Origin of the sequence: Brevundimonas sp. EAKA (assembly GCF_000698025.1) — a bacterium.
Taxonomy (GTDB): domain Bacteria; phylum Pseudomonadota; class Alphaproteobacteria; order Caulobacterales; family Caulobacteraceae; genus Brevundimonas; species Brevundimonas mediterranea_A.
Genome location: NZ_JMQR01000117.1, coordinates 1 through 9,579 on the forward strand (window position 1 = coordinate 1; position 9,579 = coordinate 9,579).

Here is a 9,579-nt window from a genome sequence, read left to right on the forward strand (position 1 = left end):
GAGTGGTTCCGGGCGCCGATCCTGCTGGGCGGTGAGGGGCGGCCCTGCGTGGCGGCCCTGGCTCTTGCAAAGCTGGCCGACGCCCCCAAGTTCCGTCGCCTGGGCGTCACGCCCGTCGGAGACGATCTGTGGGAGCGCTACGAGCGATCATGACGCCGCCGCCGGACGTTTTCGCCGGTCGATTTCAGACAATTCAGACTATTCAGACTATGTTTTTTGGGTCCGGAAGGGACCGGAGCCGAAATGTTCACCGGAATCGTCACCGACATCGGGCGCGTTCGCGACGTCCGCGAGACCGAGCGGGATCGCCGCTATGAGATCCAGACCGCCTGGGACGTGTCCGGGATCGACCTGGGGGCCTCGATCAGCCACGCGGGCTGCTGCCTGACGGTGACGGAGAAGGGGACGGATTGGTTCGCGGTCGAAGTGTCGAACGAGACCCTGTCCAAGACCACTCTGGGCGCGTGGAAGGCCGGCGACGGCGTCAATCTGGAACGCGCCGCCAAACTGGGCGACGAGATGGGCGGCCATGTGGTGTCGGGCCATGTCGACGGCCTGGGCCGCGTCGTCTCGATCACGCCGGAGGGCGGGTCGCACCGGGTTGAGGTCCAGGCGCCGGCGCCCCTGCACCGATATATCGCCGCCAAGGGCTCGATCACCGTGGACGGGGTGTCCCTGACGGTGAACAGCGTCGCGGGACAGGTGTTTTCGTTGAATATCATTCCGCATACGTGGGATGTGACGACCCTGGGCCGTCTGAAGGCGGGCGATCCGGTCAATCTCGAGATCGACATGCTGGCGCGATACCTCGCGCGGTGGCAGGAGACGGCGTGATGCAATTGGCCGCAAACATGAACGACAGCCCGATCAGTCCCATCGAGGACATTCTTGAGGACGCCCGCAACGGCCGTCCCTACATCCTGGTGGACGCCGAGGACCGCGAGAACGAGGGGGACATCATCATCCCCGCCCAGTTCGCGACCCCCGACCAGATCAATTTCATGATCCGCCAGGCCCGCGGGCTGGTGTGCCTGGCCCTGACGGCCGAGCGGGCCAATCAGTTGCGGCTGCCGCCGATGGCGGCCGACAATCGTGAGAGCATGAAGACCGCCTTCACCGTTTCGATTGAGGCCAAGGAGGGCGTGACCACGGGGATTTCGGCGGCCGACCGGTCGCGCACCATTCATGTGGCCACCGACGCCTCTAAGGGCATGGACGACATCGTCTCGCCCGGCCACATCTTCCCCCTGGTGGCGCGCGACGGCGGGGTTCTGGTCCGCGCCGGCCATACTGAGGCCGCCGTGGACATCAGCCGCATGGCGGGCCTGACCCCCGCGGGGGTCATCTGCGAGATCATCAAGGACGACGGCGAGATGGCGCGGATGCCCGATCTGGTCGCCTTCGCCCAGCTGCACGGGCTGAAGATCGGCACCATCGCCGACCTGATCGCCTATCGCCGCCGCACCGAGCGGTTCGTCGAACGGATCATGGATACGCCGTTCGAGAGCGTCCACGGCGGGCCGTTCCGCCTGATGCTGTATCGGAACACCATCGAGGGCGCCGAGCATATCGCCCTGGTCCACGGCAAGATCGATCCGTCCAAGCCGACCCTGGTGCGGATGCACCAGGTGGACTTCGCCTGCGACCTGCTGGGCCATGTCGAGACGCGCCAGGACTATGTGCCCAAGGCCCTGAAACAGATCACCGACCACGACGGTCCGGGCGTGGTCGTCTTCCTCCGTGATCCGTCGTTGACCTCGCTGGCGGAGCGTCTCGCGGGCGTGGACAAGCCTGCGGCGGTGGACCGGTCGCTGCGGGCCTATGGCGTCGGCGCGCAGATCCTGCTGGACCTGGGCGTCAGAGACATGATCGTGATGAGTTCGACGCGGCCTGAACCGACGGCGCTTGAGGGCTATGGCCTGCGCATCGTCGGCTGGCGCGACATGGATGGAGAAGACAAGGCGTGACCGAGGCCCCCCGTATTCTGATCGTCGAGGCGCGCTTCTACGACGAATTGGCCGACGCCCTGCTGGAGGGCGCCAAGGAGACGTTGAAGGCGCGCGGCGCCGAGTTCGACGTCGTCACCGTGCCGGGCGCCCTGGAGATCCCGGCCGTCATCGCCATGGCCGAGGAGGCCGGACGGTTCCCGACCGCGCCCCGTTACGACGGCTATGTCGCCCTGGGCTGCGTGATCCGCGGCGAGACCTATCATTTCGAGATCGTCTCGGACCAGTCGGCGGCCGGCCTTATGGCCCTGGGCGTCAAGGGACTGCTGATCGGCAACGGCATCCTGACGACCGAGGACGAAGACCAGGCCTGGGCCCGGGCGCGGCTTTCCGAAGGGGATAAGGGGGGCGGGGCGGCCAAAGCCTGTCTCGAGCTCATTGCATTGAAGAAGCGGTTGCGGCTAGGCCTCGGCGCATGACTGAACCGAACAGCGTCAAAGCCGTCCTCGAACAACTGGCCGAGGCCGAGAAGCAGCGGGCCGAGCCTCATCTCAGCTCCAAACAGCGCCGTGCGCGCACCGTGTCGCGTCTCGCCGCCGTCCAGGCCCTGTACCAGATGGAGCTGGCGGGCGAGGGCGTTGAGACGGTGATCACCGAATTCGCCAACTTCCGCTTCGATACGGATATCGAGGGCGAGGCCCTGGCCGAGGCCGACGAAGCCTATTTCGCCGACATCGTGCGGGGCGTAATCGAGAGCCAGCGCGACATCGACACGGCGATCAAGGCCCGCCTGGCGTCCAACTGGAAGCTGGAGCGGATCGACGCCACCCTGCGCGCCCTCCTGCGCTCGGGCGCCTGGGAGTTGATCAAACACCCGGAGACGCCGCGCGAGGTCGTGATCGACGAATATGTCGAACTGGCCAAGGCCTTCTTCGACGACTCCGAGGCGCGGTTCGTCAATGCGGCGCTGGACGGCGTGTCCAGAGACACGCGCAAATAATGCCGTCGCTCGACGTCGCGGGCGAATTCGAGACGATCGAGAGGCTGCTGCGGCCCCTGGCCCATCCCGAATGGGGCAGGGGGCTGGCCGATGATGTGGCGGTGCTGCCGTCCCGGCCCGGTTACGACCTGGTCCTGACCAAGGACGTCATCGTCGAGGGCGTGCATTTCCTGCCCGACGATCCGCTGGAGACCGTGGCCAAGAAGCTGCTGCGGGTGAACCTGTCGGACCTGGCCGCCAAGGGCTCCGAGCCTTTCGGCTATCTGCTGGCCTGCTGCTGGTCGGACCGCTGCGGCTGGCCCGAACGCGAGGCCTTTGCGGCCGGGTTGGCGCAGGATCAGGCCCTGTTCGGGGTGTTTCTGATGGGCGGCGACACGGTCAGGACGCCGGGGCCGGCGGTGTTCTCCCTGACCGCCCTGGGCTGGGTTCCGGCGGGTGAGGCGGTGTCGCGCGCGGGCGCCCAGGTGGGAGACCTGGTCTTCGTCACCGGAACCATCGGCGATGGCCTGCTGGGGCTTCAGGCGGCGCAAGCCAAGCTGAAGCTGGACGCCGAACGGCTTGCGCGCCTGATCGACCATTACCGCACCCCCATGCCGAGGCTGGATTTCGCCGATGTCGTCCGGAACCTGGCGACGGCGGCGGCGGACGTGTCCGACGGTCTGGCGGCGGACCTGAACCATATCGCCAAGGCCAGCGGCGTCGGCATTGCCCTGAACCTCAGCGTCCTGCCCCTGTCCGCCGCCGCCCAGGCCTGGTTCGAGGACCGGGTCGATCCGCAGGCGGCGCTGGAGGACCTGGCGACCGGCGGCGACGACTACCAGATCGTCTTCACCGCCCACCCCCGCCATGAAGAGACCCTGCGTCGCGAGGCCGAACGCCGCCTGCTGCGCCTGACCCGGATCGCGGCGGTTACGGCGGGCGAGGGCGTTGCGGTCGACTATGGGGGACGGCGGATAGAGCTGGCGCGGCGCGGCTGGACCCATGGCTGAACCGGCAACACAATCCTAACCGCGCACCGCTAGGGTGGCGGTTATGGATCGCAGAACCTTGATCACGTCTGGAACAGTCGCCCTGGCCGGCGTCGCTGCTACATCGGCCCAGGCCTCATCCAGCAAGACCCCCGCCGAGGCCCCGGCCTTGAGCATCCCCGGCGTCGGCCTGCCGGTGATCGCCGACGGTCGCCTTAGAAACTACGTCTTCGTCTCGCTGAAGCTGCATATCGGCGGGGGCAAGACGGTCGAGCAGATGCGGCCTAAGGAGGCGTTCTTCCGCGACGCCCTGGTCAAGGCGGCCCACCGCACCCCCTTCACTGTTGCGGGCGACTGGACGCGGCTGGACGAAAACCGGATGTCTGCGGCCCTGGTCGCGGCTGCGAACGCGATCTCTGGACGGGGCTCCGTCGCACGGGCCGAGATCATCGCCCAAAACCCGCGCCTGCGCGCGGGCATGACGCCGGGCGTCTGAAGGTCCGCAACCATGGTTGCGTCAACTTGACGCCCATGACACGCTCCCTCTGCAAATCCCAAGGGACGCACTGACGCGTCCGCCGCGCTCGGGGGGACCGGACGTCGGACAGAGGCGATAACGCCCGCCGTCGCAAGGATCCGTGCGCTTGTTGCAAGGGCATGGAAACGTCAATGACGAACTCACTTACGCTGGTCTTCGCGGCAGGCGTTCTGGCGGTGCTGTACGGCGCCGCCCAGACCGCCGTGCTGATGAGGGCGAGCACCGGCAATGACAAGATGCGAGAGATCGCGGCCGCCATTCAGGAAGGCGCCTCGGCCTATCTGAAGCGGCAATATCTGACGATCGGCATGGTCGGGGTCGTGATCCTGATCGCCGCCTATCTGCTGATCGGCGTCTATGCGGCGGTCGGCTTCGTGATCGGGGCCGTCCTGTCGGGCGCCGCCGGTTACGCCGGCATGCTGATTTCGGTGCGGGCCAATGTGCGCACGGCGCAGGCGGCGTCCGAGAGCCTGTCCAAGGGACTGAACCTGGCGTTCCGCTCGGGCGCTATCACCGGTATGTTCGTGGCGGGCGGCGCCCTGATCGGGGTGTCCGGCTACTTTATCGTGCTGACCCATCACCTGGGCCTGGGCTCGACCAGCCGCGAGGTGATCGACGGTCTGGTGGCCCTGGGCTTCGGCGCCTCGCTGATCTCGATCTTCGCCCGTCTGGGCGGCGGCATCTTCACCAAGGGCGCCGACGTGGGCGGCGACATGGTGGGCAAGGTCGAGGCCGGCATCCCCGAGGACGATCCCCGAAACGCCGCGACCATCGCCGACAATGTGGGCGACAATGTCGGCGACTGCGCCGGCATGGCGGCCGACCTGTTCGAGACCTATGCGGTGACGACGGTGGCGACCATGGTGCTGGCGGCCATCTTCTTCCGCGATCAGCCCTATGTGGGCGCCCTGATGGTGCTGCCGCTGGCGATCTGCGCAGTCTGTATCGTCACCTCGATCATCGGCAGCTTCTTCGTGCGGCTGGGCAAGAGCCAGAACATCATGGGCGCCCTGTATCAGGGGCTGATCGTGACCGGCGTCCTGTCCATCGGCGCGGTCTGGTGGGTGATCAACCAGATGGTGACGGGGCCGATCGTGACCGGAAGCGGCCTGACGATCCAGCCGATGGCCCTGTTCTGGTCCGGCATGGTCGGGCTGGCGGTGACGGCGGCCATCGTGGTGGTGACGGAATACTACACGGGGTCGAAATTCCGGCCGGTGCAGTCGGTGGCCAACGCCTCGGTCTCGGGTCACGGGACCAATGTGATCCAGGGGCTGGCGGTCTCGCTGGAGGCCACGGCGCTTCCGGCCCTGACGATCATCGTCGGCATCGTGGCCAGCTTCCAGCTGGCGGGTCTGTTCGGCATCGCCATCGCCACCACCACCATGCTGGGCGTGGCGGGGATGATCGTGGCGCTGGACGCCTTCGGGCCGGTGACGGACAACGCCGGGGGGATCGCCGAAATGGCGGGCCTGCCCAGCGAGGTGCGGCGGTCGACCGATGCGCTCGACGCGGTGGGCAACACCACCAAGGCCGTGACCAAGGGCTACGCCATCGGTTCAGCCGGCCTGGGGGCCCTGGTGCTGTTCGCAGCCTATACGTCGGACCTGCAGTATTTCTCGGCCAATCCGGCGGACTATCCCTTCTTCGCCGACATGGGGGCGATCGCCTTCGACCTGACCAACCCCTATGTCGTCGTGGGTCTGCTGTTCGGGGGGCTGCTGCCCTTCCTGTTCGGCGGCATGTCGATGATGGCGGTCGGGCGCGCGGCCGAGGCCGTGGTGGCCGAGGTGCGGCGTCAGTTCTGCGAGAACCCCGGCATCATGACCTATCAGGTCAAGCCGGAGTACGGCCGGGCGGTGGACATCCTGACCAAGGCGGCGATTCGCGAGATGATCGTGCCGTCGCTGTTGCCGGTGCTGTCGCCCATCGTCCTGTTCGCCGCGGTGCTGGCGATTTCGGACAAGGCCAACGCCTTCGCCTCGCTGGGCGCCATGCTGATGGGGGTGATCGTCACCGGCCTGTTCGTCGCCATCTCGATGACCTCGGGCGGCGGCGCCTGGGACAACGCCAAGAAGGTGATCGAGGAAGGCTTCACCGACAAGAACGGCGTGGTCCACGGCAAGGGCTCCGAAGCCCACAAGGCGGCCGTGACCGGCGATACGGTAGGGGATCCTTACAAGGACACCAGCGGCCCGGCGGTGAATCCGATGATCAAGATCACCAATATCGTCGCCCTGCTGCTGCTGGCGGTGCTGGCGAGCGGAAATATCGGCTAAGCTTGTACGAAGACGCCCCGGAGAGTGATCTCCGGGGCGTTTTTTCTTCGGCGATGCGTCGGACCCTGGTCCGGGCGGACCCTAGTCCGGGCGGCGTTGGCCGGGGGTGTCGTCCTCGGTGCGCGGCAACTGGCCGCGACCGACGTTGCCCAGCAACTGTTCGAGCACGGTCAGGGCGCGGCCGCGGGTCGGGGTCTCGGTCCGGTTCATCGCGATCTGCTCGCCGTCGGCCAGGCCCAGGGTGCGGACGGCGGCGACCTTGTCGCCGTTCGGCTCGAAGGTGACTTCGGTGATGGTGCGGCTGGCGACGACCGGGCGGTTGTAGGTGTATTTCTCGGTCGTCTGGCTGATGTAGTACCAGACCAGATCCGGTTCGAAGGTCGAGGTGGTCGACGGCGAACCGAGGCGGGCCAGGACGGTTTCCTTGGTGTCGGTCCCCGCGACGATGTCCTGGGGCTTGGCGTCGATGGCCTGGAAGCCGTTGGAGCCGATCATGGGCGCGCAGGCGGCGGACAGGCCGGCCAGGGAAACGGCGACGAAAAGCGGGACGAAACGAGACATGATCGGGCGCCTGCGAGAGAACAAGGTCTTTGACCTAGACGGACCTGCGTCCTAGTTCAACGGCGCGGCGGAAAAGGGGCCGTATAAAACCATGCTGAAATACCTGTTCAAACCCCGGCCCGGCGTCCGCATCGGCGACGCCCTGTACGCCCTGGCGGTGGAACAGGCGCGCCATCTCGGCTTCTACACGCGTCTGGGCGTGGCCGACCGGATCGACGCCCGCTTCGAGCTTTATACGCTGCACGTGCTGCTGCTGGTGCTGAGGTTGCGCGACGAGAACACCGAGGCCGGGCGGGACGCGGCCCAGGCCCTGTTTGACGCCTATGTCTCGGCCCTGGACCATGCGCTGCGCGAAGAAGGCGTCGGCGACGTCTCGGTCGGCAAGAAGATGCGCAAGCTGGGCGAGGCCCTGTACGGGCGGATGAACGCCTATGAGACGCCGCTGCGCGACGACGACGCGACGGCGCTGGCCGAGGCCCTGGCGCGCAATGTCTATGCAGAGACCGGGGCGGAACGGGCGAATGATCTGGCGCGCTACGCCCTGGCGGCGCGGGCCGGCCTGGCCGCGCAGGAATTCAGTGATGTGCTGGCGAAGCCGGCCTGGACGGATGTTTGAGACGATGAGCGTGAGCCTTCCCTACAGCGAGACGGTGCGGATCAACCAGATCGGCGCCGGACTGAGCCGGCGGCTGGAGCCGGACGCAGACACGCGCAAGCGAATCGCTCGCGCCCTGGACCTGCAAGGTCTGGAAGATTTCACGATCGACGTGGAGGTGAAGCCGACCCCGTCGACCAGCGAATGGACGCTGAAGGGCCGGGTCAGCGCCCATGCGGTCCAGACCTGCGGCCTGACGCTGGAGCCGCTGCCGGTCGATGTGGATCGCCGATTCTCTATCCAGCTGGCCGAACGTGCGCCCACGGAGACCGACGAGATCGAGGTCACGCTGGACGAGGAGGACGCCGATCTGATCGAGGACGGCAAGATCGACCTGGGCCAGTACGCCGTCGAGCAACTGGCCCTGTCGTTGGATCCGTTCCCGCGCAAGCCAGGCGCGGAGTTCGTGCAACCGGAAGAACCGGCCGAAATCTCGCCCTTCGCCGCCCTGAAGGCGCTGAAGCCGCAGGACGGCCAAGGCTGAGGTTGACGTTAGGGCCGGGTGGTTGCATCCCCCGGCTTGGGCGCTATCGTCCAGCGCCCTATATCAAGCGTCGCGCGACAAGACGACGCGGCTATTCGAGGTCCATTTGCCAGCCCCAGTTACGATCTCGCTTGACGCCATGGGCGGCGATCACGGCCCATCCGTCGTTATTCCCGGCGTCCGCAGCTATATCCTCACCCATGGCGGGGAGGGGGTTCGCTTCCTGCTGCACGGTGACGAGACCCAGATTCGGCCTGAGTTGGCGCGCGCCGACCTGTTGGATGCTGTCGCCGAGATTCGCCACACCGAAAAGGTCGTGGCCATGGACGAGAAGCCCGCCCAGGCCATGCGCCGGGGCAAGGGCTCCAGCCTGTGGAACGCCGTCGAGGCGGTGAAGACGGGCGAGGCCGGTGGCGTCGTCTCGGCCGGCAACACCGGCGCCCTGATGGCGATCTCCAAACTGATTCTGCGCATGTCCGCGCCGGGGCTGGAACGGCCGGCCATCGTCGCCAGCTGGCCCACCTTCAAGGGGCATACGGCGGTGCTGGACGTGGGCGCCAATATCGGCAGCGACGCCGAGCAGCTGGTCGAATTCGCCATCATGGGCGAAGCCTTCCAGTCGGCGGTGCGCGGCATCGCCCGGCCGACGATTGGTCTGCTGAACGTCGGTTCGGAAGACATGAAGGGCAATGAACAGGTCAAGGAGGCGCACGCCATCCTGCGCGACGGTCCGTTTGACCTGAATTATCACGGCTTCGTTGAGGGCGACGACATCGCCAAGGGCACGGTGGACGTGGTCGTTACCGACGGCTTCACCGGCAATATCGCCCTGAAAACGGCCGAGGGCACGGCGCGCTATATCTCGGCCCTGCTGCGCGAGGCCCTGACCTCGAACCTGCAGTCCAAGCTGGGCGCCGCCATCGCCATGCCGGCCCTGAAGAAGATGCGCGAGAAGATCGATCCCAGCACCATCAACGGCGGCCCCCTGCTTGGGCTGAACGGCATTGTGGTCAAGAGCCACGGCGGGGCCGACGCCAAGGGATTCGGCAATGCTATCCGTATCGCGGTCGATCTGGCCCGCAGCGACTATATGACCAAGGTGGGCGCCAATCTGGGCAAGCTGGACGCCGTGTTCGACCATTCCAGCC

Annotated in this window: 11 protein-coding genes; 10 read left to right on the plus strand and 1 reads right to left on the minus strand. The window is 66.8% G+C overall.

The window, feature by feature from the left end:
* Positions 1–243 precede the first annotated feature (243 nt).
* From ER13_RS13825 to ER13_RS13855, 7 genes are all read left to right on the plus strand, one after another.
* Positions 244–834, plus strand: coding sequence for a riboflavin synthase (locus ER13_RS13825; protein ID WP_035310135.1), 591 nt, complete (start codon positions 244–246; stop codon positions 832–834).
* Positions 831–1,967, plus strand: a complete 1,137-nt coding sequence (gene ribB / locus ER13_RS13830) for a 3,4-dihydroxy-2-butanone-4-phosphate synthase (protein ID WP_035310137.1) — start codon at positions 831–833, stop codon at positions 1,965–1,967. Before ER13_RS13825 ends, ribB begins: the two co-directional genes overlap by 4 nt.
* Positions 1,964–2,425 carry a 6,7-dimethyl-8-ribityllumazine synthase gene (gene ribH, locus ER13_RS13835; RefSeq protein WP_008263826.1) on the plus strand — a complete coding sequence of 154 codons (462 nt, stop codon included), beginning with the start codon at positions 1,964–1,966 and terminating at the stop codon, positions 2,423–2,425. The genes ribB and ribH overlap by 4 nt, the downstream gene beginning before the upstream one ends.
* On the plus strand, positions 2,422–2,946 hold the full coding sequence (gene nusB / locus ER13_RS13840) for a transcription antitermination factor NusB (protein WP_008258889.1): 525 nt from the start codon (positions 2,422–2,424) through the stop codon (positions 2,944–2,946). Before ribH ends, nusB begins: the two co-directional genes overlap by 4 nt.
* Positions 2,946–3,935, plus strand: coding sequence for a thiamine-phosphate kinase (thiL, locus tag ER13_RS13845; protein WP_035310139.1), 990 nt, complete (start codon positions 2,946–2,948; stop codon positions 3,933–3,935). Before nusB ends, thiL begins: the two co-directional genes overlap by 1 nt.
* Positions 3,936–3,993: 58 nt before the next feature.
* Positions 3,994–4,410, plus strand: a complete 417-nt coding sequence (locus ER13_RS13850; protein ID WP_231492554.1) for a hypothetical protein — start codon at positions 3,994–3,996, stop codon at positions 4,408–4,410.
* 173 nt (positions 4,411–4,583) lie between these two features.
* A complete protein-coding gene (locus ER13_RS13855) occupies positions 4,584–6,731 on the plus strand; it encodes a sodium-translocating pyrophosphatase (RefSeq protein WP_035310141.1) in 2,148 nt (715 codons plus the stop codon).
* Positions 6,732–6,812: 81 nt separating this feature from the next.
* Here ER13_RS13855 and ER13_RS13860 read toward each other — a convergent pair whose 3' ends face one another.
* Complete coding sequence (locus ER13_RS13860; RefSeq protein ID WP_035310143.1) at positions 6,813–7,292, minus strand: outer membrane protein assembly factor BamE; 480 nt, start codon at positions 7,290–7,292, stop codon at positions 6,813–6,815.
* 91 nt (positions 7,293–7,383) lie between these two features.
* On the opposite strand from ER13_RS13860, the gene ER13_RS13865 reads away from it, so the two are divergent.
* The 3 genes from ER13_RS13865 to plsX all read left to right on the plus strand — a co-directional run.
* Positions 7,384–7,908: a ubiquinol-cytochrome C chaperone family protein gene (locus tag ER13_RS13865; RefSeq protein ID WP_035310145.1), complete on the plus strand. Its 525-nt coding sequence runs from the start codon at positions 7,384–7,386 to the stop codon at positions 7,906–7,908.
* A gap of 4 nt (positions 7,909–7,912) precedes the next feature.
* Positions 7,913–8,431, plus strand: a complete 519-nt coding sequence (locus ER13_RS13870) for a DUF177 domain-containing protein (protein WP_035310147.1) — start codon at positions 7,913–7,915, stop codon at positions 8,429–8,431.
* A 139-nt stretch (positions 8,432–8,570) separates the two neighbouring features.
* Positions 8,571–9,579: phosphate acyltransferase PlsX (gene plsX, locus ER13_RS13875; RefSeq protein WP_035310148.1), on the plus strand; the 1,009-nt coding region annotated here is incomplete at its 3' end.

Bases quoted from the DNA above. Each gene is read 5' to 3' on its own strand.
- ER13_RS13825 (WP_035310135.1), top strand. From the start codon at position 244: ATGTTCACCGGAATCGTCACCGACATCGGGCGCGTTCGCGACGTCCGC.
- nusB (WP_008258889.1), top strand. From the start codon at position 2,422: ATGACTGAACCGAACAGCGTCAAAGCCGTCCTCGAACAACTGGCCGAG.
- thiL (WP_035310139.1), top strand. From the start codon at position 2,946: ATGCCGTCGCTCGACGTCGCGGGCGAATTCGAGACGATCGAGAGGCTG.
- ER13_RS13855 (WP_035310141.1), top strand. From the start codon at position 4,584: ATGACGAACTCACTTACGCTGGTCTTCGCGGCAGGCGTTCTGGCGGTG.
- ER13_RS13860 (WP_035310143.1), bottom strand. From the start codon at position 7,292: ATGTCTCGTTTCGTCCCGCTTTTCGTCGCCGTTTCCCTGGCCGGCCTG.
- ER13_RS13865 (WP_035310145.1), top strand. From the start codon at position 7,384: ATGCTGAAATACCTGTTCAAACCCCGGCCCGGCGTCCGCATCGGCGAC.
- ER13_RS13870 (WP_035310147.1), top strand. From the start codon at position 7,913: ATGAGCGTGAGCCTTCCCTACAGCGAGACGGTGCGGATCAACCAGATC.